Source organism: Arthrobacter sunyaminii (genome assembly GCF_018866305.1).
Taxonomy (GTDB): Bacteria; Actinomycetota; Actinomycetes; order Actinomycetales; family Micrococcaceae; genus Arthrobacter_B; species Arthrobacter_B sunyaminii.
This window is the reverse complement of sequence record NZ_CP076456.1, coordinates 2,166,320-2,188,207: the sequence shown is the minus strand read 5'-3', so window position 1 is coordinate 2,188,207 and position 21,888 is coordinate 2,166,320. Positions and strand designations below refer to the sequence as shown.

Annotated in this window: 21 protein-coding genes; 8 read left to right on the top strand and 13 right to left on the bottom strand. The window is 65.3% G+C overall.

Annotated features, from left to right (window positions below; translation table 11 throughout):
• Window positions 1–42: 42 nt before the first annotated feature.
• Genes pgl through tkt form a run of 6 tightly spaced genes read right to left on the bottom strand, consistent with a single transcriptional unit; the run spans window position 43 to window position 8,300 of the window.
• Window positions 43–864 carry a 6-phosphogluconolactonase gene (gene pgl, locus KG104_RS09785; RefSeq protein WP_104054816.1) on the bottom strand — a complete coding sequence of 274 codons (822 nt, stop codon included), beginning with the start codon at window positions 862–864 and terminating at the stop codon, window positions 43–45.
• On the bottom strand, window positions 864–1,799 hold the full coding sequence (locus KG104_RS09780; RefSeq protein ID WP_104054196.1) for a glucose-6-phosphate dehydrogenase assembly protein OpcA: 936 nt from the start codon (window positions 1,797–1,799) through the stop codon (window positions 864–866). Before KG104_RS09780 ends, pgl begins: the two co-directional genes overlap by 1 nt.
• The gene (zwf, locus tag KG104_RS09775) at window positions 1,796–3,340 is read right to left on the bottom strand and encodes a glucose-6-phosphate dehydrogenase (protein WP_104054197.1); all 1,545 of its coding nucleotides are present in this window, start codon (window positions 3,338–3,340) and stop codon (window positions 1,796–1,798) included. Before zwf ends, KG104_RS09780 begins: the two co-directional genes overlap by 4 nt.
• Window positions 3,341–4,966, bottom strand: coding sequence for a glucose-6-phosphate isomerase (locus tag KG104_RS09770; RefSeq protein ID WP_207346903.1), 1,626 nt, complete (start codon window positions 4,964–4,966; stop codon window positions 3,341–3,343).
• A gap of 5 nt (window positions 4,967–4,971) precedes the next feature.
• The gene (tal, locus tag KG104_RS09765) at window positions 4,972–6,087 is read right to left on the bottom strand and encodes a transaldolase (protein WP_207346902.1); all 1,116 of its coding nucleotides are present in this window, start codon (window positions 6,085–6,087) and stop codon (window positions 4,972–4,974) included.
• 23 nt (window positions 6,088–6,110) lie between these two features.
• Window positions 6,111–8,300: a transketolase gene (tkt, locus tag KG104_RS09760; RefSeq protein WP_207346901.1), complete on the bottom strand. Its 2,190-nt coding sequence runs from the start codon at window positions 8,298–8,300 to the stop codon at window positions 6,111–6,113.
• A gap of 440 nt (window positions 8,301–8,740) precedes the next feature.
• Between tkt and KG104_RS09755 the strand changes: the two genes are divergently transcribed.
• Entirely contained in the window at window positions 8,741–9,637 is an 897-nt protein-coding gene (locus KG104_RS09755) for a heme o synthase (protein WP_104104088.1), read from the top strand.
• A gap of 364 nt (window positions 9,638–10,001) precedes the next feature.
• Here the strand turns inward: KG104_RS09755 and KG104_RS09750 are convergent, their stop codons facing one another.
• The 3 genes from KG104_RS09750 to KG104_RS09740 all read right to left on the bottom strand — a co-directional run bounded on the left by KG104_RS09750 (window position 10,002) and on the right by KG104_RS09740 (window position 12,711).
• Window positions 10,002–10,943 carry a COX15/CtaA family protein gene (locus KG104_RS09750; protein WP_237686878.1) on the bottom strand — a complete coding sequence of 314 codons (942 nt, stop codon included), beginning with the start codon at window positions 10,941–10,943 and terminating at the stop codon, window positions 10,002–10,004.
• Window positions 10,944–11,011: 68 nt separating this feature from the next.
• Window positions 11,012–11,755, bottom strand: a complete 744-nt coding sequence (locus KG104_RS09745) for an ABC transporter permease (RefSeq protein WP_104161118.1) — start codon at window positions 11,753–11,755, stop codon at window positions 11,012–11,014.
• Entirely contained in the window at window positions 11,752–12,711 is a 960-nt protein-coding gene (locus KG104_RS09740) for an ABC transporter ATP-binding protein (RefSeq protein ID WP_207346899.1), read from the bottom strand. The genes KG104_RS09745 and KG104_RS09740 overlap by 4 nt, the downstream gene beginning before the upstream one ends.
• 117 nt (window positions 12,712–12,828) lie before the next feature.
• Here KG104_RS09740 and KG104_RS09735 point away from each other — a divergent pair, with 117 nt between their 5' ends.
• From KG104_RS09735 to KG104_RS09705, 7 genes are all read left to right on the top strand, one after another.
• Window positions 12,829–13,620, top strand: coding sequence for a helix-turn-helix transcriptional regulator (locus KG104_RS09735; protein ID WP_181032285.1), 792 nt, complete (start codon window positions 12,829–12,831; stop codon window positions 13,618–13,620).
• Window positions 13,620–15,095 (top strand): Fe-S cluster assembly protein SufB, encoded by a 1,476-nt coding sequence (sufB, locus tag KG104_RS09730; protein WP_104054204.1) that lies wholly within the window; start codon window positions 13,620–13,622, stop codon window positions 15,093–15,095. The genes KG104_RS09735 and sufB overlap by 1 nt, the downstream gene beginning before the upstream one ends.
• Entirely contained in the window at window positions 15,095–16,426 is a 1,332-nt protein-coding gene (gene sufD / locus KG104_RS09725; RefSeq protein WP_104054205.1) for a Fe-S cluster assembly protein SufD, read from the top strand. The genes sufB and sufD overlap by 1 nt, the downstream gene beginning before the upstream one ends.
• A 108-nt stretch (window positions 16,427–16,534) precedes the next feature.
• Window positions 16,535–17,332 (top strand): Fe-S cluster assembly ATPase SufC, encoded by a 798-nt coding sequence (gene sufC, locus KG104_RS09720; RefSeq protein ID WP_104054206.1) that lies wholly within the window; start codon window positions 16,535–16,537, stop codon window positions 17,330–17,332.
• 38 nt (window positions 17,333–17,370) lie between these two features.
• Window positions 17,371–17,700, top strand: coding sequence for a metal-sulfur cluster assembly factor (locus KG104_RS09715; protein WP_104054819.1), 330 nt, complete (start codon window positions 17,371–17,373; stop codon window positions 17,698–17,700).
• 123 nt (window positions 17,701–17,823) lie between these two features.
• Window positions 17,824–18,228, top strand: a complete 405-nt coding sequence (locus KG104_RS09710) for a nuclear transport factor 2 family protein (RefSeq protein WP_207346898.1) — start codon at window positions 17,824–17,826, stop codon at window positions 18,226–18,228.
• A 5-nt stretch (window positions 18,229–18,233) separates the two neighbouring features.
• Window positions 18,234–18,863, top strand: coding sequence for an HAD family hydrolase (locus KG104_RS09705; protein ID WP_237686877.1), 630 nt, complete (start codon window positions 18,234–18,236; stop codon window positions 18,861–18,863).
• Here KG104_RS09705 and ypfJ read toward each other — a convergent pair.
• The 4 genes from ypfJ to KG104_RS09685 are packed head-to-tail and all read right to left on the bottom strand — an operon-like array spanning window position 18,860 to window position 21,827.
• A complete protein-coding gene (gene ypfJ / locus KG104_RS09700) occupies window positions 18,860–19,762 on the bottom strand; it encodes a KPN_02809 family neutral zinc metallopeptidase (protein WP_104161115.1) in 903 nt (300 codons plus the stop codon). The two genes, KG104_RS09705 and ypfJ, sit on opposite strands and share 4 nt — an antisense overlap.
• A 7-nt stretch (window positions 19,763–19,769) precedes the next feature.
• A complete protein-coding gene (locus KG104_RS09695; RefSeq protein ID WP_237688573.1) occupies window positions 19,770–20,429 on the bottom strand; it encodes an energy-coupling factor transporter transmembrane component T in 660 nt (219 codons plus the stop codon).
• A gap of 10 nt (window positions 20,430–20,439) precedes the next feature.
• Window positions 20,440–21,207, bottom strand: coding sequence for an energy-coupling factor ABC transporter ATP-binding protein (locus KG104_RS09690; RefSeq protein WP_104161113.1), 768 nt, complete (start codon window positions 21,205–21,207; stop codon window positions 20,440–20,442).
• Entirely contained in the window at window positions 21,207–21,827 is a 621-nt protein-coding gene (locus KG104_RS09685) for a biotin transporter BioY (protein ID WP_207346897.1), read from the bottom strand. Before KG104_RS09685 ends, KG104_RS09690 begins: the two co-directional genes overlap by 1 nt.
• Between the last annotated feature and the right edge of the window lie 61 nt (window positions 21,828–21,888).

The window sequence follows — 21,888 nt, the reverse complement described above, 5'->3', positions numbered from 1 at the left end:
CCGTCAGGATCTCCGGGGCTTCCTCTTTGCCCGGCTGGGAAACTAGTCCGCTGCGGCGGCGCCGGTGCCTTCCGGGTCCAGCAGCCGGTCCGGCAGCTGCGAGGCCGCTGCCTGGTCTATCAGCCAGCGGGTCTTGGTGCGCCCGCGCGCGCCCGCGGCCGGAACCTGGACCAGGCCGGCGCCGGCCAGCGCCAGGCCCACGGCTCCGGCTTTGTCCTCGCCTGCAACGGTAAGCCAGACTTCTTCGGCAGTGTTGATGGCTTCCATGGTCAGTGACACGCGTTCAGCCGGGGGCTTGGGCGCGTTGGATACCGGCACCACGGTTTCACCCGTGGTCCGCACACCGGCCATTTCGGGAAACAGCGATGCAATATGGGCGTCGGGGCCCACACCGAGCAGCAGCACATCGAAGCGGGGGAGCCGGGGATCGTTCGATTCGAACCCCGGAGCAAGCTCCTCGTGTGCCGCCTCATTCGCGAGCATCCGGGCATAGGCCAGGGCGGCTTCTTCGACGCTGGACACCTCGTCGGCAGCCGGTACGGGATGAACCCGGGCGGGATCAACGGGCAGCCGTGAGAGCAGGGCCTCCGCGGCCTGGGTGGCATTGCGGTCGGGGGAGTCAGCGGCAAGGAACCGCTCATCACCCCACCAAAAATTTACCCGGGACCAGTCCACGGCCGAGCGCGCGGGCGCCGTGGAGACGGCATCGAGCACGGCGATGCCCACCGTCCCGCCGGTGAGCACCACGGTGGCGGTCCCGCGCCGGCTCTGCACGTCCACGAGCTTGGTGATCAGCCGGCCTGCGGTGGCTGCGGTGAGGGCCTGCACGTCCGGGTGAATGCTCACGCCGTTGGGAGAATGCATCATGCGGTTGCCCCTTCTTGGGACAGGCAGGCTGCCAGTCCCTGTGTCAGTACTTCGCCGTAAACTTCGTCAGGATCGAGCCGGCGGAGTTCCTCCGCCAGGCAGTCGCGCAGGTTTCGGCGCGGCAGTGATATCTGCTGCTCCGGCTGGCCCGGCTGGGTCAGGTACGCGGTGATTTGGTCCGGACGGAACAGTTCCACGTTACCGCCGTCACGCTCGAAGACTACTGAACCGATGCCGGTGCCCGGTTCACCCTCAATGATTTTTACGGGAACCTTCAATGCGTGCTTGAGCCAGGCGGCGAGCAGGAAGGTGCTGGCTGAGTCGGATGCTCCTGCCACGGTCACTGCAGTGACGGGATCAGCGCCGGCTTCATCGAGCACCGCTGCCAGCTGGATCCGCCAATTCGTCAGCCGGGTCCAGCTGAGGTCGGTGTCGCCGTCGGCATACGCCTGGCCAAGCGCCAGCAGCGCCCGCTTGGGGTCCGGCTCGGTTGCGGCGTCGGTAATGCGGCGGTGGGCGATGCAGCCCAGGGGTGTCTGTGCGGGATCCCCGGGTACCCCGTGGGGCCACCACACCACAATGGGAGCGTCCGGCAGGAGGAGGGCAGAGACGAGCGATACGCTCTCCCCGGCGAGTTCGCCGTGGCGGTAAAGGACAATCACCTCTGAAGCGCCGGCGTCGCCGCCCACGCGGATCTCGGCGTCCAGCCGGGTCTGGTCGGCGGGGGACCCGCCGGCCAGCACGATGATGCGGCAGGGGTGCTCCCGGCTGGCCTCGTTGGCCGCGGCGATGGCTTCCTCCACGAAATCGGGTTCGGTGTCCACCACCAGCGTCAGGACGCGTCCGAGGGTGACCACCCCGCCCTTTTCCCGCATGGCCACAATCTCTTTGGATACCTTGGACGTTGTTGTGTCCGGCAGATCTACAATCACGGCCTTCTCCAGGTCCTTCCGTCTTGGGCGAGCAGTTCATCGGCGGAGTCGGGTCCCCAGCTTCCGGGGGCATAGGGCTCGGGCTGGGTGCCGAGGGAGGCCCAGTACTCTTCGAACGGATCGACAATCTTCCAGGACAGTTCCACTTCCTGGTGCCGCGGGAACAGCGGAGGCTCACCCAGCAGGACGTCCAGGATCAGCCGTTCGTAGGCTTCCGGACTGGACTCCGTGAAGGAATGGCCGTAGCCGAAATCCATGGACACGTCCCGGACTTCCATCTGCGTGCCGGGAACCTTGGAACCGAACCGGATGGTGGCGCCCTCATCGGGCTGCACCCGGATCACTACGGCGTTCTGGCCGAAGTCATGATCATTGTGGTCGCGGAAAAGGAGGTTGGGTGCGCGTTTGAACACCACGGCAATTTCCGTAACCCGGCGGCCCAGACGCTTGCCTGCCCGGAGGTAGAACGGAACTCCGGCCCAGCGGCGGGTATTAATGTCCACCCGGATGGCGGCGAAGGTCTCGGTGGTGGAATCCGGGTTGAAGCCCTCTTCCTCCAGGAAGCCGGTGACCCTTTCGCCACCCTGCCAGCCGCCGGTGTATTGTCCGCGCGCGGAGTGCTTTGACAGGTCCTCGGGGAGCCGGACGGCGGCGAGCACCTTTTCCTTCTCGGCGCGCAAATGATCGGCGTTGAAGGAGATGGGCTCTTCCATGGCCGTGAGTGCCAGCAGCTGCAGCAGGTGGTTCTGGATGACGTCGCGGGCTGCACCCACGCCGTCGTAGTACCCGGCGCGGCCGCCGATGCCGATGTCTTCGGCCATGGTGATCTGGACATGGTCTACGAAGTTCGCATTCCAGATCGGCTCGAACAACTGGTTGGCAAAGCGCAGAGCCAAGATGTTCTGGACCGTTTCCTTGCCCAGGTAATGATCGATGCGGAACACGGAATCAGCGGGGAAAACGGATTCCACCACGTTGTTCAGCTCGCGGGCGGACTGCAGGTCATGCCCGAACGGCTTCTCGATGACCACGCGGCGCCACTTGCCCTCCGATGTTTCGGCCAGGCCGTGCTTGGAGAGCTGCTGGCAGACCTGCTCGAAGGACTTCGGCGGAACGGAGAGATAGAACGCGTGGTTGCCGCGGGTTCCGCGCTCGGTGTCCAGGGCCTCCAGAGTGTCCTTGAGCTTGGCGAAGGCCTCATCACTGTCGAAACCGCCCTCAACGAAGCGGATCCCCTCAGCCAGCTGTTTCCAGACGTTCTCATTGAAGTCGGTCCGGGCATGGCTCTGTACCGATTCCTTCACCTGGGCGGCGAATTCCTCGTCGCTCCAGGGCCGGCGGCCGAAGCCCACCAATGAGAAGCTGGGCGGGAGCAGGCCGCGGTTGGCGAGGTCGTAGACGGCCGGAATGAGCTTCTTCCGGGCCAGGTCCCCGGTGACACCGAAGATCACCAGGGAGGACGGTCCGGCGATGCGGGACAACCGGCGGTCCCGGGGGTCCCGCAGCGGATTGGCGGGACCCGTCTTTTCGTCGGCCGGCATCTAGCTGTGCCCGCCTTCCGAAACCAGGTTCCGAACGGCTGCTTCGAGTTCCTCCACGCCCTGTTTCCGCAGGAAGTGCAGGCGCAGCACCGGCCGGCCCTGATCCGCGAGGACGGAGGCATCTCCGGCCGCCTGGGCGGTGATCAGCTCGCCGAAGGTGAACGGGCGGCCGGGAATGGAAAGGTCCTCCTGCGGCGTACCGGTGATCTGCAGGTAGGCCCCCTGGGCGGGTCCGCCCTTGTGGAACTGGCCGGTGGAGTGCAGGAAGCGCGGTCCCCAGCCAAACGTCACCGGACGGCCGGTGGCCGCGGCGAGCCCGGGGCGAATGGACGCCAGCCCTGACTGCAGGTTCCGGTCCAGATATGCCTGGACACTGAGGTAGCCGTCGGGTCCGAGCTGCCCGAGCAGGGCCGCAAGGGCCTCGCGAAGCGTGCCGGCGCTGCCCAGGAGTTCGGACGGGCCGCGGACTTCCACAGCTCCGTCCACAAAGCTTGGTTCCGTGGGTTCCGGACGGGAGTCCAGCATGCCGCGGGCTGCCTTCTTGGCTGCCTCGACGTCGGGCTGGTCAAAAGGATTGATGGCCAGCAGGCGGCCTGCCACGGCGGTGGCAAATTCCCACAGGATGATCTGTCCGCCGAGGGAACCGGCCACGACAACCTGGTCGCCTTCCGGCTCCGCATCCGTGTCCACGGCCACCAGGCGTGCGGTGAGGACATCGGGCGCACCGGAGGTGATCTCGGGTGCGCCGGGCTCGACGACGACGGGCAGCAGTCCGGTGCCGAGCTTTCCGGTCGATTCGGCGATGAGCTGCTCGGCCCAGTCGGGGAAGCCGACCAGTCCGGAGCCTTCGTCCACAATGACAACCTTGTTGCGCAGCGGGTCGGTGCCGCCCAGAGCGGCACCGAGCTGCAGGCCGATGTTGTCCGCAGCGTTGTCGCTGAGGATTTCCAGTGCATCTTCGGCGTCGTCCAGCAGCGCTTCAATGTCAGCGCCGGCCAGGCCGGAGGGAACCAGTCCAAAGGCGGTGAGGGCCGAGTAGCGGCCGCCCACGTTGGGGTCGGCGTTGAAGACGGCGCGGTAGCCTGCTTCGCGCGCGGCTCCGTCCAGGGGCGAACCTGGGTCGGTAACGACGACGATTCGGGACTTGGCATCAATCCCCGCGTCGGTGAAGGCCTGCTCAAAGACGCGGCGCTGGGAATCGGTTTCCACCGTGGAGCCGGATTTGGAGGAGACCACGATGACGGTCTCCTCCAGCCCGGTTGCCAGGGCGGCGCGGACGACGTCGGGATCCGTGGAGTCCAGGACCGTCAGGTCCACGCCCGCGGTGCGGGTAATGACCTCCGGGGCCAGGGAAGAACCGCCCATGCCGGCGAGGACCACGCGGGTCACTCCCTCGGCGGCCAGTTCTTCCCGAAGCCCGCGGATCTGTCCAACGAGCGGCCGGGAGGCCTCGGAGGGATTCAGCCAGCCGAGGCGGATGGAAGCCTCCGCTTCTGCGTCGGGTCCCCACAGTGTGGGGTCCTGGGCGAGGAGGCGGGCGGCCACGTCATCACGTACCAGGGCAGGTACGTTTTTTTCGACGGCGGCCAGCGCGGCCCCGGCTGCTTCGAAGGACAGTGTGGTCATTTTTCCTATGCCTCTTTCGCGGTATCCAGTGCGGTCTGAACGGTCTTCAGCAGCTCTCCCCAGCTGACCACGAACTTGTCCAGGCCTTCGGTTTCCAGCTGCTCGACGACGTCGTTGTAGGAGATGCCGAGACCGTCCAGTGCATCAAGGACGGCGTTGGATTCCTCATAGGTGCCGGTGATGGTGTCGCCGGTGACCTCGCCGTGGTCCGCAGTGGCGTTCAGGGTCTTCTCCGGCATGGTGTTGACCGTGTGCGGTGCAACCAGGCCGGTGACGTACAGGGTGTCCGGCAGCGCCGGGTCCTTGACGCCGGTGGAAGCCCAGAGCGGGCGCTGGGCATTGGCTCCGGCCGCTGCCAGGACCTGCCAGCGCTCGGAGGCGAACTGCTCCTCGAAGACCTGGTAGGCCAGGCGGGCGTTGGCCAGGCCGGCCTTGCCCTTCAGCGCCTTGGCTTCATCGGTGCCGGCGGCGTCCAGGCGCTTGTCGATCTCTGCATCCACGCGGGAGACAAAGAAGGATGCCACGGAGTGGATCTTGGACAGGTCGTGTCCGTTTTCCTTGGCCTGCTCAATGCCCACCATGTAAGCGTTGATGACCTCGCGGTAGCGCTCCAGCGAGAAGATCAGCGTGACGTTGACGCTGATGCCCGCGGCCAGGGTCGCGGAGATGGCCGGCAGGCCTTCCTTGGTGGCCGGGATCTTGATCAGCACGTTGTAGCGGCCAACCTTGTCGAACAGTTCCTTGGCTTCCCGGATGGTGCCCTCGGTGTCGCGGGACAGACGGGGATCTACCTCGATGGACACGCGGCCGTCCACGCCGTGCGTGGCTTCAGCCACGGGGGCAAAGACATCGCACGCCTGAAGGACATCGTCGGTGGTGATCTCGAAAACGGCCTTGTCCACGTCGGCGCCGGAGCGTGAGAGCTGCTGCACCTGGGCGGCATAGGACTCACCGTTGGCCAGGGCTGCGGCGAAGATGCTCGGGTTGGTGGTGACGCCAACGACGTTCTTGTTGTCGATCAGGTCCTTGAGGGATCCCGACACGATGCGTTCGCGGGACAGGTCGTCCAGCCAGATGGATACGCCGGCTTCAGAAAGCTGTGCGGTGGGTGTGGAAGTCATAAATTGTCTCCTTGTAACTGAAATTACTTCTGGTCGCCGGTTTCGGTGGACTGCTCGCCTGACGGTGCAGCAGAAGTGCCCGACGGCGGGGCGTCCGTGCCGTTTGCGGCTGCCAGCGAATCGCGTGCTGCTTCGGCAACGGCCTCGGCGGTGATGCCGAACTCGCGGTAGAGGGTCTTGTAGTCGGCGGAAGCACCGAAGTGCTCAAGGGAGACGCTGCGTCCGGCATCGCCCACGAGTTCACGCCAGCCCTGGGCAATTCCGGCTTCCACCGAAACGCGGGCCTTAATGTCCTTGGGAATAACCGACTCGCGGTACTGCGCATCCTGCCTGTTGAACCACTCGATGCTGGGCATGGAAACCACGCGGGCCGCGATTCCCTCGGCTGCGAGGGCTTCACGGGCCTCGACGGCCAGCTGAACCTCGGAACCGGTGCCGATCAGGATGACATCCGGAGTGACGACATTTCCGTCGCGTACCGCTTCGGCCAGGACGTAGCCGCCGCGGGCCGCGCCGTTGGCCGACGCGAAGGACTCGGCAGTGGCTGCGCCGTCGCCGCGCTGGTACGTGGGAATGTTCTGGCGGGTCAGCACGATGCCGGCGGGGTTCTCCGTGTTTTCCAGAATGGTCTTCCAAGCCACGGCCACTTCGTTGGCGTCGCCCGGGCGGACCACGTCGAGTCCGGGAATGGCACGCAGCGAAGCGAGCTGCTCCACCGGCTGGTGGGTGGGGCCGTCCTCGCCCAGGCCGATGGAGTCATGCGTCCACACGTAGATGGAGGGCACGCCCATCAGGGCACCCAGGCGGATGGCCGGACGCTGGTAGTCACTGAAGATCAGGAACGTTCCGGAGAAGGCACGGGTGTTGCTGTGCATGGTGATCCCGTTGACGATCGCCGCAGCAGCGTGTTCGCGGATACCGAAGTGCAGGACGCGGCCATACGGGTTGCCGGACCAGGCGTTGGTCTGCTTGCCGGCCGGGATGAAGGACGGGGAGCCCTCGATGGTGGTGTTGTTGGACTCGGCGAGGTCGGCTGAGCCGCCCCACAGTTCGGGCAGTACCGGGCCGATGGCCGAGAGTACCTTGCCGGATGCGGCGCGGGTGGACATGTCCTTGCCGGCCTCAAACTCGGGCAGCGACTTTTCCCAGCCCTCGGGAAGCGTGCCGTTGCTGATGCGCTCCAGGAGAGCGGCGCCGTCGGGGTTCGAAGCCTTCCAGGCCTCAAAGCGCTCCTCCCACTCACGGCGCGCTTCGGAGCCGCGGGAGACGGCCTGGCGTGCATGTTCCAGAACGGCGGGGTCGACGTCGAAGGACTTCTCCGGATCAAAGCCCAGGGTCTCCTTCAGCGCGGCAACTTCATCCTTGCCCAGGGCGGAGCCGTGGATCTTGCCCGTGTTCTGTTTGTTCGGCGACGGCCAGCCGATGATGGTCCGCAGTGAAATGATGGACGGCTTGCTGGTTTCAGCCTTGGCCGCCAGCAGAGCGTTGTACAGCTCGGCAACGTCTTCCACGTATTCGCCGGTCTTGGTCCAGTCCACCCGCTGGGTGTGCCAGCCGTAAGCTTCGTAGCGCTTCAGGACATCTTCGGTGAAGGAGATGTCGGTGTCGTCTTCAATGGAGATGTGGTTCTCGTCGTAGATGACGACCAGGTTGCCGAGCTCCTGGTGGCCGGCCAGCGAGGAGGCTTCAGCCGTGACACCTTCCTGCATGTCGCCGTCGGAGGCGATGACCCATGTGGTGTGGTCGAACGGGCTTTCGCCCTGCGGGGCATCGGCGTCGAGCAGGCCGCGGAGGCGGCGCTGGGCGAACGCGAAGCCTACGGAGGAAGCCAGGCCCTGACCCAGCGGACCCGTGGTGATTTCGACGCCGGCCGTGTGGCGGTACTCGGGGTGGCCCGGGGTCTTGGAACCCCAGGTGCGCAGTGCCTCGAGGTCTCCGATCTCCAGGCCGTAACCCGAAAGGAAGAGCTGAATGTAGAGCGTCAGCGAGGTGTGCCCGGGGGAGAGGATGAAACGGTCCCTGCCGGTCCACTGGGGATCCGAGGGATCGTGGCGCATCAGTTTCTGGAACAGCAGGTACGCTGCCGGCGCCAGGCTCATGGCGGTTCCCGGGTGTCCGTTGCCGACCTTCTCGACGGCGTCCGCGGCCAGGACACGGGCGGTGTCCACCGCCTTCCGGTCCAGATCTGTCCAGGTCAGTTCTTGCTCTTCCATATGTGGCACGTTTACCGGGCCCCTCTCTCACTACAGTTGACCGGCGCCAAAGACGCCGGAGACTCCTGGTTGCACTGGTTATCCAGCGCAGCCGGTTCCTTAACCACAACAACAGGACGTGGAGTAGAATCCTTACCGCAATCGGGAAAATTCTTTGTTCCCACAGTCCCGCTCGGTGCTGTCCGGCGGCTATTAGGCAGCCGCGGGAAAGGTCCGCTCCAACCTTATCCCGTAGGCGGTGGCAATGGGCGTATCGTTTCTTCCAGTGGGACTTCGGGCCGTTTTATACAGTGCCGCGGGGTACCGCATCGCAGGGCTTCGTTTTCTACAGCCGATAGAGGCTATGATGATGGTGGACTTTTCCGGCCCAGATTGGATGATGTGATCGCCCCGTGACAACGCAGCAAGCCCCCGCCGACCTGCCGGTGTATACCGGCAAGATGACGGCAGGACGTAAGCTCCGGGCCTACGTGGCACTCACCAAGCCCCGGGTCATCGAATTGCTGCTGGTTACAACACTGCCCACCATGATCTTTGCCGAGCGGGGACTGCCGGGCCTGTGGCTCGTGGTCTTCACCATGGTTGGCGGTGCCCTTGCCGCCGGCAGCGCCGGTGCGTTCAACTGCTACATTGACCGGGACATGGACAAGCTGATGAAGCGGACCAAGAACCGTCCGCTGGTTACCGGCGAAGTGTCCCCGCGTGAGGCGCTCGTGTTCGCATGGGTCCTGGGCGTTGTATCCATCGCCCTGCTCTGGTTCGGCGCCAACCCGCTGACCGGCCTCCTGGGCCTGGGCGCGATCCTGCTCTACGTGGTCTTCTACACGCTGATCCTCAAGCGCCGCACCACCCAAAACATTGTGTGGGGCGGCATCGCCGGCTGCATGCCGGTCCTGATCGCCTGGGCCGCGGTCACCAACAAGGTGGAATGGCCTGCGGTCATCCTCTTCCTGATCATTTTCCTGTGGACGCCGCCGCACTACTGGCCGCTGTCCATGAAGTACGGCGAGGACTACCGCAACGCGTCGGTGCCGATGCTCGGTGCCGTTGCCGGAGCCAAGCTGGTCTCGGTGCAGGTTGTCCTCTACGCCTACGCCACGGTGGCCTGCTCGCTGCTGCTCATCCCGGCGGGAGGCGCCGGGTGGGTCTACACCCTGGCAGCTGTGCTGTCCGGTGTCTGGTTCCTGGCCGAGACCCACCGCCTGCACAACCGGGCACAGCATGAGACTGTCACGGACAAGACCGCCATGAAGGTCTTCCACGGCTCCATCAGCTACCTGACCATCCTGTTCCTGGCGCTGGCCATCGACCCGTTTGTGGGCGGCCCGCTGCTGTAGGACCTGTCTAGACGGTCAGTCGCAACAAGACGTACCAGGAAGGGTCGGAGGTTTACGCCTCCGGCCCTTCCTGTGTCTGCCGGCAGTGACGTTCCTGGACCCTGAGCCGTCCCTCGGCAAGCCACTCCGGCCCGCCGAGTGTCCGGCTAAGGCCCTTTCCCTCCGTCGAGTGACACGTTCTTACCGTTCCCCCGCGGGGATTCCGGCAGGACCTCTACAGTCGGTCCCAGCCACCCGACGAAAAGGAAAGCAAGAGGCCCCGTTGGACAAAAAACGGGCCGGATTCCGAAGAATCCGGCCCGTTCAGGCTTCTGCGCTCATGGCCGAGAAGGCTCTCGGCGCGCGGTTCCCGCCCCGCGGGAGCTTAGCCCCGGCGGGAAGCGGTGGCTCCGGCAGGCCGGGCAGCCGGGTCAGTGCCGGGAACCTGCCGCGAGAAGCCGGTGAAGACCACGTGGGCGGCTGCAGCGGTGAGCAGCGAGGCGCCCAGCATGTGCAGTCCCACCAGCACAATCGGCAGGTGCAGGAAATGCTGCGTGTAACCGATAACGGCCTGGATCAGGACCACAACGGTCAGCAGCAGCAGCGAGGAGCGCAGCCGTCCGTCGGTTGCGTGGCGGTACACCAGGTAGAGGGCCACGGCAAGGGCAAAAACGAGCAGATAGACCGGCACCACGTGCAGGCGGGTCATAAGATCCGGATCCAGCCCGTTGCGGGCCGCTCCGTGGTCTCCGGCGTGCGGTCCGGAGCCGGTAACGACGACGCCGAGCAGCACGGACAGTGCCGACGCAATTCCCAGGGCCCCGAGCAGCGGACGCAGGGAGCGCGTTGCCAGCGGGCCGTTGGTGGTACCCAGCTGATGCGGCGACAGCCAGGCGCGGTTCACGAGGACCGTGGCCAGCACAATGAGGACCATCGAGACGATGAAGTGGCCTCCCACGATCCACGGATTGAGTCCGGTCCACACCGTGATACCGCCCAGCAGTGCCTGGGCGGGGATTCCGGCCAGCAGCGCCACTGACAGTTTGAACAGGTCACGGCGTTCGGCCCGGATTTTCCAAACGCTGAACACCATGCCAAACGCAATGGCAGCCAGCACGAAGGTCAGGAGCCGGTTACCGAACTCGATAACCCCGTGGATGCCCATTTCCGGGGTGGTGGTCAGGGAATCCGGTGTGCAGAGCGGCCATTCCGGGCAGCCCAGCCCGGAGGCTGTCAGGCGCACGGCGCCGCCGGTGACGACGATGCCGATGTTGGCAACCAGTGATGCAACGGCAAGGCCGCGTACCCACTTGTTCGTAGCAGGCAAGTTCTCCGCGGGCGGCGAAGGGACGACGGGCGATGAGGCTCGGCCGGAAGATGTGGATGACACGGAATTCAGCTCCATTTGAACCAGCGGACAGCAGCAAGGCCACCCAGGATTGTCCACGCCAGAAGAATCAGCGTGGCGGGGATATTAAAAGAAGAGTCGATGAGTGCGGAGCGCATGGCTTCACCCAGCGCGGCGGAGGGCAGGATCTCCACGAAGGGCTGCATGATGTCGGGCAAATTGCCGGCGGGGATAATGATGCCGCCCACGGCGGCCAGCAGGATCCACAGCAGGTTGGTGACCGCCAAGGTGGCTTCGGGCCGGGCGGTGCCGGCCACGAGCAGGCCCAGCGCCGTGAAGGCCGCAGCGCCGATCAGCAGTGACACGAGGCCCACCGGGATCCCGGTCCAGGACGGTTCCCAGCCGAGGAACGCCGCGACGATGCTCACGACCACCACTTGGATGGCCAGGACGGCGACGACGGCGATTCCCTTGCCGGCGATGAGTCCGGCCTTGCCCAGCGGGGTAGTGGACAGGAACCGCAGGACGCCGTAGCGGCGGTCAAAGCCGGTGGCGATTCCCTGCCCCGTGAACGCGGTGGACATCGCGCACAGAGCCAGGATTCCCGGCGTCGCCATGTTGACGCGCGAGGTGCCGTAACCGTCCAGGACCGGAGTCACGGACAGGGCGATCAATGCCATCAGCGGCAGGAAGACAGCCAGGATCAGCTGCTCACCGTTGCGCAGCATGGTGATGGCCTCGTAGCGCCCCTGGTTCAGGATGCGTACGGGCAGGGAGGCGGGGGCGCTCATCGGATTTCCCTTCCGGACAGGTCGAGGAAGACGTCTTCCAGGGAACGGGATGCCATATGGATTGCGGACGGAAGGATGCCGCCGCGTGCCCACCAGGCGGAGAGGGCCGCAATATCACCGGGCGTGATGGCCCCGCGCACTGTGTAGTGTCCGGGCGGGGATTCCCTGATCACCAGATGGGGGAGCCCGACGGCGGCCAGATCCAGTCCCGGTGCGGCGTCGAAGGTCAGGAGCCGCTGGTCGGCCAGTTCATCTGTCTGCGCCGTAAGTTCGGCCACGGTGCCCTGCGCCACCGTCTTGCCCGCATCAATGATGTAGACGTAGTCGGCGAGCTTCTGCGCGTCGTCCATCAGATGGGTGGTGAGGATAATTCCCAGGCCGTCGTCACGCAGCTCGGAGATGAGATCAAAGACAATCTGCCGGGACTGCGGATCAAGGCCGGCGCTCGGCTCATCCAGGAACAGTACTTCGGGGCGGCCGATCAGAGCGGCGGCCATCGCCAGCCGCTGCTTCTGCCCGCCGGAGAGGCGGCGGATGTTGGAGTTGGCGAAGCTGCCGATGCCGAGCCGGGTCACCAGTTCATCCACAGGGCGGGGGTCCGCGTACATGGAGGCGATGTGGTGCAGGAGGGGGACCGGACGGGCGGACGGGGGGAGGCCGCCGTCCTGCAGCATGACACCCACCCTGCTGCGCAGCTCAGCTCCCGCTCCGTAGGGGTCCTGCCCCAAGAGGCGCACTTCGCCGCCATTGATGGGCTGCAGGCCCTGGGCGCACTCCAAAGTAGTGGTTTTGCCGGCGCCGTTGGCACCGAGCAGGGCAGTGACGGAACCGCGGCGGGCGGAAAAGTCGACGCCGGCCAGCACCCGGATCATCTTGCCGTCGAGACCGGCTACCGGGCCGCAGTCCTTGATCAGGCCTTTTATGGTCAGGCAGGGTTCATCGTTGGGCACCGTCATATTCTACGTTAGGTAGTACAGGGCAGTGCACCCGGGCCGGCGATCTCCGGGCATCGGCAGGCGGTGGGTAGCCTGTCCTTACTGGCAGGCAGGAACAAATTACGTCATGCTTGTGTTGTGTATTCTGTGAGTAACTCTGAGCCGAAGGCAGTCGCCAAGCCGGCAGCAGCCCGCGAAGCGGAGGAACGCACCCGGGACCGTGTCCTGGGCGCGGTGCTGGAGCATGGCCCGGTGAGCGCAGCGGAGCTGGGCGAACGGCTCGGGTTCACCCCCGCAGCAGTCCGCCGGCACCTCGATGCGCTTTCCGCAAAGGGACTGATCGAAGTCAAGCGAGTGAACAATCCCTCGTCGGGTGCAGGGCGGCCGGCGCGCCGGTACGTTCTGAGCAAGCAGGGTCAGGCGTATCTGGGCAACGATTACCTGGACATCGCCACCGAAGCCCTGCGCCAGCTCGGCCTCGCAGCCGGGCCGGAGGCGATAGAGAAGTTCGCCGCCGAACGTTTCGACCGGATGGAAGAACGCTACCGTCCGGTCGTGGAAGCGGCCGGTCCCGCCGTTCAGGATAAGGCCGAAGCATTGGCAGCAGAGCTGACCAAGGACGGGTTTGTCGGCTCGACCACTCTGATCGGGACGGCGAAGCAGCCCAGCACACTGCTCAGCGTCCAGCTGTGCCAGGGGCACTGCCCCATTCAGGGACTGGCGAGTTCCTACACGGTCTTCTGCGACAAGGAAACCGAAGTTTTTGCCCGGCTGCTGGACGTGGATGTCCGTAGACTTTCCACGCTTTCCCGCGGCGGGCATGTTTGTACGACCCACATACCCGTGGGCCGCACCAGGTCCGAGGCGCACGTCCCCGTGCACGCCGAAACCAATAAGTCCACATCCATTCATCAGCAAGAAAGGCCGTGATGACGGATCAAGCAACCCAGAAGTCAACGGCGCCCGCCGCGGTGCCGGATTCTGTGATTTCAGACATCCTGGAGAAAAACCCTGAGCTCGAGGGCATCGGTACCTACGAATACGGATGGGCCGACTCCGACGTCGCGGGTTCAAACGCCCGCCGCGGGCTCAGCGAGGAAGTTGTCCGGGACATCTCGGCAAAGAAGAACGAACCCCAGTGGATGCTGGACCTTCGCCTGAAGGGCCTGAAGTACTTCGACCGGAAGCCCATGCCCACCTGGGGTGCAGACCTCTCCGGCATCGACTTCGACAACATCAAGTACTTCGTGCGCTCCACCGAGAAGCAGGCCAACACCTGGGAAGACCTCCCCGAGGACATCCGCAACACGTATGAGAAGCTCGGCATCCCCGAAGCTGAGCGCGGCCGCCTGGTTTCCGGCGTCGCAGCGCAGTACGAGTCCGAGGTTGTCTACCACCAGCTCCGCGAGGACCTCGAACGCCAGGGCGTCATCTTCCTGGACACCGACACCGCCCTGAAGGAACACCCGGAAATGTTCCAGGAGTACTTCGGCACTGTCATCCCGGTCGGCGACAACAAGTTCGGCTCCCTGAACACGGCCGTGTGGTCCGGCGGTTCCTTCGTCTACGTCCCCAAGGGCGTCCACGTGGAAATCCCGCTGCAGGCCTACTTCCGCATCAACACGGAAAACATGGGCCAGTTCGAGCGCACCCTGATCATTGCGGACGAGGATTCCTACGTCCACTACATCGAGGGCTGCACCGCACCGATCTACACCTCGGACTCGCTGCACTCCGCCGTCGTCGAAATCATCGTGAAGAAGGGCGCCCGCGTCCGCTACACGACCATCCAGAACTGGTCCAACAACGTGTACAACCTGGTGACAAAGCGCGCCATTGCACACGAGGGCGCCACCATGGAGTGGATCGACGGCAACATCGGTTCCAAGGTCACCATGAAGTACCCGGCCGTCTACCTGGTTGGCGAGCATGCCAAGGGCGAGACCCTGTCCATCGCTTTCGCCGGCGAGGGCCAGCACCAGGACACCGGATCCAAGATGGTCCACATTGCACCGAACACCAAGAGCTCCATTATTTCCAAGTCCGTGGCCCGCGGCGGCGGCCGTGCTGCCTACCGCGGCCTGGTCCAGGTCCGCGAAGGCGCCAAACACTCGGCCAACACCGTGCGCTGCGACGCCCTGCTGGTGGACACCATCTCCCGCTCGGACACGTACCCGTACGTGGACATCCGCGAAGATGACGTCACCATGGGCCACGAAGCCACTGTTTCCCGCGTCAGCGAGGAGCAGCTGTTCTACCTCATGTCCCGCGGCCTTCCCGAGGACGAGGCAATGGCAATGATCGTGCGCGGCTTTATTGAGCCGATTGCGCGTGAACTGCCGATGGAATACGCCCTTGAACTCAACCGCCTCATCGAACTCCAGATGGAAGGAGCCGTCGGTTAATGTCGAAGCTTAACGACGTCGTCGAAAACGTGACCGAAAAGGTCAGCAATGCAGTAGAGGAAGTCAAAGCCAGGATTGGCGCGCCCTCAGGGGACAGCCGTGTCCGGATTGACGGATTCACCGAAGAGGGCGAGAACCTCTCTCCGCTGAATGAATCTTCCTCGGTTCTTGGCGGCGACAGCAGCAAGTCCCACAGCCACGGCGCAGGGGCAGGCATTCCGGACAGCTCACGCGCCGGACGCCTGACCTCCTACAACCGGGCCGACTTCGGCAAACTGACCGGACGTGAAGAGGACTGGCGGTTCACCCCGCTCAAGCGCCTTCGCGGCCTGCACACAGCTGAACTCACCGGCACCGCCCCCGAGGTGGCCGTGGTGGCTCCCGACGGTGTCCGGGTGGAGAACGTCGCCCGCACCGATGCCCGCATCGGCTCCGCCGGCATCCCCGAGGACCTGGTGGCAGCTGCCGCTTGGGAAGCCTTCACGGAAGCCACCGCTGTGACCATCCCGGCTGAAACCGTCGTTGACGGCAGCGTCACGCTGACCATGACCGGTGCCGGCAAGGACCCCGCAGCCCAGCACGTGGTCATTACCGCGGAGAAGTTCTCCAAGGCAGTGGTCGTGCTTGACCACAAGGGATCGGCAACGCTGTCCCAGAACGTGGAAATCGTCGTCGAAGACGGTGCTGAACTGACCGTTGTGTCGGTTCAGGACTGGGATGACGACGCCGTTCACGCTTCTGCGCAGTACGCCCGGATTGGCCGTGACGCGAAGTTCAAGCACGTCGTCATCAGCCTCGGCGGTGACTTGGTGCGTGTCACTCCGTCCTCAAAGTTCACTGCCACCGGCGGCGATGTCCAGATGTTCGGCCTGTACTACGCCGACGCCGGCCAGCACCTGGAACAGCGGCTGTTCGTGGACCACGCAGTGCCGAACTGCAAGTCCCGCGTCATGTACAAGGGCGCCCTGCAGGGCCGCGATGCGCACACCGTCTGGGTAGGTGACGTCCTGATCCGCAAGGAGGCAGAAGGCACCGACACATACGAGGTCAACCGCAACCTGCTGCTCACCGACGGCGGCCGCGCGGACTCCGTACCGAACCTGGAAATCGAAACCGGCCTGATTGAAGGCGCCGGCCATGCCAGCGCCACCGGCCGTTTCGATGACGAGCACCTGTTCTACCTGATGGCCCGCGGCATCCCCGAGGATGTTGCCCGCCGCCTGGTGGTTCGCGGGTTCCTCAACGAGATCATCCAGCAGATCAAGGTTCCGGCACTGGAAGAGCGCCTCACCGAGGCCGTCGAGCGCGAGCTCGCAGCAGTCGAGAGCTAGCACCCGGTTCCCCGGAAGCCGTGCGGCTCCCGGGGAACCGAAGCTGCACCCACACTTTTTGAAGCTTAAATACGCACCAGAGCGTGCAAAGGAGAAAGCGTAACTCGTATGTCTACTCTTGAGATCAAGGATCTTCACGTCAGCATTGAGACCGAACAGGGTGTCAAGAAGCAGATCCTGAAGGGCGTCAGCCTGACCATCAATACCGGTGAGACGCACGCCATCATGGGCCCCAACGGCTCCGGCAAGTCCACCCTGGCCTCCACCATTGCCGGGCACCCCCGCTACATCGTGGACAGCGGCTCCATCACGCTCGACGGCGAAGATGTCCTGTCCATGAGCGTGGACGAGCGCGCCCGCGCCGGCCTGTTCCTGGCCATGCAGTACCCGGTAGAGGTCCCCGGCGTCACCATGACCAACTTCCTGCGCACCGCCAAGACTGCGCTCGACGGCGAAGCACCCTCCCTGCGCCACTGGACCAAGGACGTCAAGGCTGCCATGAGCCAGCTGCGCATTGACGCAGACTTTGCGTCGCGCAACGTCAACGAAGGCTTCTCCGGCGGCGAGAAGAAGCGCGTTGAGATCCTCCAGCTCGAGCTCTTCCGCCCGAAGTTCGCCATCCTCGACGAGACGGACTCCGGCCTGGACGTTGACGCCCTGAAGGTTGTCTCCGAAGGCGTTAACCGCGAACACTCCAAGGGCGAAATGGGCACGCTGCTCATCACGCACTACACGCGGATCCTGCGCTACATCAAGCCGGACTTCGTCCACGTCTTCGTTGACGGCCGCATTGCCGAGCAGGGCGGGCCGGAACTGGCCGACCGTTTGGAAGAAGAAGGCTACGACCGCTTCACCGGCGCCAACGCCACGGCGGCCACCGCCACTGCCAACGCCCTGAAGGCCTAGGCACCACCCTGACCGATACAACTGCACAGGAGCAGATGATGAGTGAGCCGAACCTGGCCCAGACGTCCCTGGAGGACATCGAAGAGGCCCTGAAGGACGTCATCGACCCCGAGCTGGGCGTGAACGTCGTTGACCTGGGGCTGCTCTACGGCCTGCGGTACGCGGACGACGGCGCTCTGCTGATCGACATGACGCTGACCACCGCGGCCTGCCCGCTCACCGATGTCATCGAAGAGCAGGTTGGCCAGGCACTGGACGGCGTTGTGGACGACTGGCGGCTGAGCTGGGTCTGGATGCCGCCGTGGGGTCCCGAGAAGATCACGGACGACGGCCGCGACCAGATGCGCGCGCTGGGCTTCAACATCTAGAGAACTGCACCAAAGCGCAGGGCCGCTTTCCCGGGGACGGGGGAGCGGCCCTGCGCTTTTTTGCGGCCCGGGGATGCTAGCGTCTGCGCCAGAGGACAAACGCGACAATCCGCAAGGGACCACATGAACACTGCTCCGCATTTTCACGACGACTACATGGCAGCCTGGAACGAGGCAATGGCTTCCGGGGACAGCGGACCCATCGAGTCATTTCTGGCACCGGATTACCACGGCTGGCTGGGACACGTTGCGGCCACGGCTCATCCGTTTGACGGCGAAGCGGCGCGGAAGGGTTTCCGGGACACAGTTTCCGGGATGCGCGGCAGCACCGTGCATGCCGGGTTCCGGACGGTAGCTTCCCGGGGACCGGATGAGGCCGTCGTCTGCTATGAAATGACTTACCGCAGCGGCAACAAGGTCACCGGCAGGGCCCTGCTGATGGAATCCTGGCAGCTGGCGGACAACCGGTGGTTGCTCTGCCGGGACTTTACCGAGGTCAATATCGGAGACCCGGCCGGGCAGCCGTGACACCGTTGTCCCGCTCCAGAAGCTGGTATCTGTTCGACTACGGCATGGTCATATCCACCGAGCCGGAGGCGGGAGACTGGGCTGCGCTGGAACGGGAAACCGGGCTGCAGCAGCTGGCACCGGCGTCGAGTCCTTACTGGGCGTACCGGGAGGATTACGACGCCGGCACCCATACTCCCGCGCAATACTGGGCCCGGGTGCTGGGCACAGCGGTGAGCGCAGAACAGCTCAGGGTGCTGGAGGATCTGGACGCCGTCCAGTGGTCTCACCTGAATGCGGACACCATGGCCGTGCTGGAGACCCTGTCGGGCGAAGGCGCGCAGCTGGCGCTGCTCTCCAACATGCCGGCCGGGATGTCCGCCCGGTACCTTCGGGAAGCGGCGTGGCCTGCCCGCTTCGCGCACACCTTTTTCAGTGGACCGCTGGGAATGATCAAGCCTGACCGCCGGATCTTCGCGCATGTCCTGGACAAGCTGGGAGCGGCCCCGGCGGACGTTGTCTTCATTGATGACAACGTCCGCAACATCGAGGCGGCCCGGGCGCTGGGTCTGCACACGGTGCATTTCAACCCCGGAACCGATCTGCGGCAGGAACTGGCCCGGTTCCGTGAGGGGTCCAACCGAAGAGACGGCTAGGGGTTGTCCAGATCCGGGGCGCTGAACGTGTCGCAGGAGGCGATGCTGCCGCCGTCGTAACCCTGCATGAACCAGGCCTGCCGCTGGTCGCCGGAGCCGTGCGTCCAGCTCTCCGGATTCACCTGGCCGGTGGCCTTGGACTGGATCCGGTCATCGCCGATGGCGGAGGCGGCAGAGAGGGCGTCCTGCACATCCGTTGCCGTCAGCTCCGCCAGGAAGGGCTCGGTGCTGCCCGGGGCCGGCACCGAAGCGGCATTGCCCGCCCACAGCCCCGCATAGCAGTCCGCCTGCAGCTCGGTCCGCACCGCGGCAGAATCAGCACCGCGCGGATCGGATGCCGAGGCGCCCAGGACGCCGGTCAGGTTCTGGATGTGGTGCCCAAACTCATGGGCCACCACGTACTCCTGCGCCAGCGGGCCGCCGGAGGCACCATACTGAGCCACGAGTTCGTCGAAGAATGCAGTGTCATAGTAGGTCTGCTCATCAGCGGGGCAGTAGAAGGGACCCACTGCGCTGGTCGCGGACCCGCACCCGGTGTCGGTGCGTCCGCTGAAGAGCGCAACACCCGGTTCGGAGTAGGAAAGCCCCTCCGCAGCCAGGGCCGGACCCCAGAAGCTGTCCAGGCTCTCGGCTGTTCCCACAATCCGGCAGTCGAGGCGTTCGTTCGCGTCGGCTCCGTCCAGGCATTCGGAGATGCTCTCGGAATAACCGGAGCCCGCTCCGGCGGGGCTGCCGCCGTCGCTGAGGCCGAGACCGTCCACCACATCCGAGCCGAAGATCAGCGACAGGATGAGGATGAGTCCTCCGCCGAGCCCGCCGCCTACAGCAATACCTTTGCCCTTGCCCCGCCGGTCGCTGACACGGGAGGAGTCCAATCGCGCATTTTCGTTAAAACTCATGCTCCGATTATCCCCGACCCTCAGCATGCTTGCGTTCAGGCACCGGAGGATCGGCTGCCTCCCCGATGCCGCGGGCGGCCAGGGCGTCGCCTGTTTGCTGGGCGTAGGCCACAGCCCTGATCACCACGGGAACGGTGAGGGCACGGGGGTTGCGCTCCAGGCCGCGCGCCATAGCGGAGTGGCGAACATCCCGGGCCGAGCCGAGCAGGAACGGAATACTGCGCAGCATGAGGGCCAGCGTCAGTCCGAAACGCTCCGGATCTGCTCCAAGGAAGCGGAACGGCCCCGCCAGCGCCACGAGTCCGTCCAGAAGGTCCTGCAGGGGCGTGGTGAGGGTCAACAGCCGGGCGGCAGCCACGCAGGCCACAATGTTTCCCACCACCAGCAGTGCCGCGGCGGCACCGTTGGACCACATTTGGAAAGCGCCCAGCAGCAGCAGGACCGGCCACATCAGCTTCAGGGGACGCCACGATTCCGGGAGCAGCCGCGCCGCGGCGTACGCCCCGAGGACCAGCAGGAGAGCTGCCCCCAGCACCGGCAGCGAACGAAAGGCGAGAACAACCGCGGACATTACGACGACGGCGGCAGCCTTCAGGCCCAGCGGCGCCCGGTGCACGGGGGAGCGTCCGGCCCGGTAGGCGCCGAGCAGGTGAGCCGAACCCCTCACTGCGGCCTCCTCACGGCGTGCCCCGCACGGCCGGTCCGCTGCCGGAACCCAGCGCCAGCGCACGGTAGGCGGCCAGCGCAGGCCCGGGGGCGCCGTCGAACACGATCCTGCCGTCCTCAACTACCAGGATCCGTTCCGCATCTGCGGCGAAGTCCAGGTCATGGGTTGTGTAGATGATCTGCTGCGGCAACCCGGAAAGGATCCGGCGGAGCGCGGCGGTATTGCGCAGGTCCAGCAGCGTGCTGGGTTCATCAGCTATCAGGACATCCGGTTCAACGGCCAGCACTGACGCCAGCGCCATGAGCTGGCGTTCCCCGCCGGAGAGGTCATAGATGCTCCGGTCCGCCAGGCCCAGCAGTCCGAAGGCGGCCAACCTGTCTTCTGCCGCAGCTCGCCGCTCCGACCGCTTACGGATGGACGCGCGCAGCGAGAGTTCGACGTCGTCGCGCCCTGTTGGCATGACCAGCTGGGAGAGGGGATCCGTGAAAACAAACCCCACCCGCCGGCGGACCCGGCTGCCCTGGCACACCGTATCCAGGCCGTCCACGGTTACCGTCCCGGTGTCCGGAGTCAGCAGTCCGTTGAGCAGTTTCAGAAGAGTCGATTTTCCGGAGCCGTTGGCGCCGATGACGGCGATCCGGGACTCGTCCAGATCCAGGTTCACGGGGTGCAGGATCGGACCGGGGGTGCTGGCGGCAGCAGGGTCGCCGGTGTTGGGTGTGGACGACGGGTCGGGGGAGCGGAGCACTGAAACGTCCCGCAGGCGGATCTGAACCATCAGCGGCTCTTTGTTGCCAGTCGGGGGAAGGCCGTGAAGACACTGACTCCCACGGCTGCCGCGAGCAGGTTCTTGAGCACATCGCCGGGCCAGAAAGCCATGTCAGCGGCCAGTGCCGCCGGGAATCCGAGCTTCGCATTGAGCATCAGGCCGGCGATGCCCAACGGGTGCACACAGATGAAACTGGCGGCCATGGCGGAGGCGAAAAGGAGTGGAAAACGCGCCCGGCGGCTACGGCGCAGGGCAGCCCGGGACAGCAGTCCCACTACGAAGGCTGCGGGCACAAAGGCCAGCAGGTACCCGGCGGAGGGGCCGGCCAGCACGCCCAGGCCGCCGCTGAAGCCGCTGAAGACGGGCAATCCGGCCAGGCCGGCGGCCAGGAACAAGGCAACGGCAGCAGCTCCGCGGGCAGGTCCCAGAATGATGCCGGCGAGCATAACGGCCAGTGTCTGGAGGGTAATGGGAACCCCGGCGCCCAGGGGTACTCCGGGAAGCAGCGAGAACGAGGCGACCAGCGCAGCAAAAACGGCAATAAGGGACAGGTCCGCAGTATTCCAGGGGCGGCGGGGGAGCCGCCCCCGCCGGGAAGGTGCCACAGCATCAGCGGAGGAAGTGCTCATCTGGTCTCGTTTCGTAGGACGTCTACAAGTGGGTTCGGCGTTATGCCTCGGCATCGCCGCA

Bases quoted from the DNA above. Each gene is read 5' to 3' on its own strand.
- pgl (WP_104054816.1), bottom strand. From the start codon at position 864: ATGCATTCTCCCAACGGCGTGAGCATTCACCCGGACGTGCAGGCCCTC.
- zwf (WP_104054197.1), bottom strand. From the start codon at position 3,340: ATGCCGGCCGACGAAAAGACGGGTCCCGCCAATCCGCTGCGGGACCCC.
- KG104_RS09770 (WP_207346903.1), bottom strand. From the start codon at position 4,966: ATGACCACACTGTCCTTCGAAGCAGCCGGGGCCGCGCTGGCCGCCGTC.
- tal (WP_207346902.1), bottom strand. From the start codon at position 6,087: ATGACTTCCACACCCACCGCACAGCTTTCTGAAGCCGGCGTATCCATC.
- tkt (WP_207346901.1), bottom strand. From the start codon at position 8,300: ATGGAAGAGCAAGAACTGACCTGGACAGATCTGGACCGGAAGGCGGTG.
- KG104_RS09755 (WP_104104088.1), top strand. From the start codon at position 8,741: ATGACGGCAGGACGTAAGCTCCGGGCCTACGTGGCACTCACCAAGCCC.
- KG104_RS09745 (WP_104161118.1), bottom strand. From the start codon at position 11,755: ATGAGCGCCCCCGCCTCCCTGCCCGTACGCATCCTGAACCAGGGGCGC.
- KG104_RS09740 (WP_207346899.1), bottom strand. From the start codon at position 12,711: ATGACGGTGCCCAACGATGAACCCTGCCTGACCATAAAAGGCCTGATC.
- sufB (WP_104054204.1), top strand. From the start codon at position 13,620: ATGACGGATCAAGCAACCCAGAAGTCAACGGCGCCCGCCGCGGTGCCG.
- sufD (WP_104054205.1), top strand. From the start codon at position 15,095: ATGTCGAAGCTTAACGACGTCGTCGAAAACGTGACCGAAAAGGTCAGC.
- sufC (WP_104054206.1), top strand. From the start codon at position 16,535: ATGTCTACTCTTGAGATCAAGGATCTTCACGTCAGCATTGAGACCGAA.
- KG104_RS09715 (WP_104054819.1), top strand. From the start codon at position 17,371: ATGAGTGAGCCGAACCTGGCCCAGACGTCCCTGGAGGACATCGAAGAG.
- KG104_RS09710 (WP_207346898.1), top strand. From the start codon at position 17,824: ATGAACACTGCTCCGCATTTTCACGACGACTACATGGCAGCCTGGAAC.
- ypfJ (WP_104161115.1), bottom strand. From the start codon at position 19,762: ATGAGTTTTAACGAAAATGCGCGATTGGACTCCTCCCGTGTCAGCGAC.
- KG104_RS09690 (WP_104161113.1), bottom strand. From the start codon at position 21,207: ATGGTTCAGATCCGCCTGCGGGACGTTTCAGTGCTCCGCTCCCCCGAC.
- KG104_RS09685 (WP_207346897.1), bottom strand. From the start codon at position 21,827: ATGAGCACTTCCTCCGCTGATGCTGTGGCACCTTCCCGGCGGGGGCGG.